The sequence below is a fragment of the Oleiphilus sp. HI0125 genome (assembly GCF_001635355.1).
On sequence record NZ_LWGF01001043.1, the window covers coordinates 1 to 799 of the forward strand.

Annotated in this window: 1 protein-coding gene; it reads left to right on the forward strand. The window is 45.3% G+C overall.

Features of this window, described 5'->3' with window-relative positions; all coding sequences use genetic code 11:
- Positions 1-40 precede the first annotated feature (40 nt).
- Positions 41-799, forward strand: a 759-nt coding sequence (locus A3762_RS17845; protein ID WP_197469363.1) for a TrkA C-terminal domain-containing protein, incomplete at its 3' end; no start/stop codon positions are given.

Consider the following 799-nt stretch of genomic DNA (forward strand, 5'->3'; position numbering starts at 1 on the left):
ACAACTCCTCGGGATAAATCTCGCAGCCGAGGCAAAGCGTATGGAGGAAGCCAGACAAGGTAGTGATGACTATAATATTGGTAATATCTCTGCTCGAGTTTACCGACTAACAAATGAATCTCTTACCAAAGTCCCTGTTGCGGATTTGGCTGAAAAATACTGGGACAAACGATCCGTTGTTAGAGTGCGCCGAAACGGTGAGGTCTTGGCCAGCAACCCCAACATCAGGTTACAGCTAGACGACGAAATTCTAATTCTTGGCACCGCGGAATATTTCACAGAAATTCTTGCTGATGTGGGCCAAGAAATTACTCCGGAAAAGAATACTGATGCTTTAATCGATACCGCTCAAATCGTAGTCATCAATCCTGCTATCACAGGCAAAAAACTATCAGATATCAAGTTACCCCAGCAATACGGCGTGCTGCTTAAAAAGCTTACTCGCACGCGCGTAGAAATCCCATGTGATCCCGATATTGAATTAAAAAAAGGCGACATTCTTACCGTAACTGGTTTGGGTGAATACATTGACCTGCTGGGTAAGGACCTTGGGCACGTTGAACGTGCAATGATGGAAACAGATATGGTGACCTTTTCGTTCGGGATCGCTATCGGCGTATTGATTGGCTTGTTTGCCGTTAACATTGGTAACCTCTCGATTGGACTTGGTTCCGCAGGAGGCCTACTGGCATCCGGTTTAGCAATTGGTTATCTGAGGAGTGTGAAACCTACTTTTGGACGTATGCCTGACGCAGCTAGATGGTTTTTGATGGAGTTCGGTTTATTACTATTTATGGCG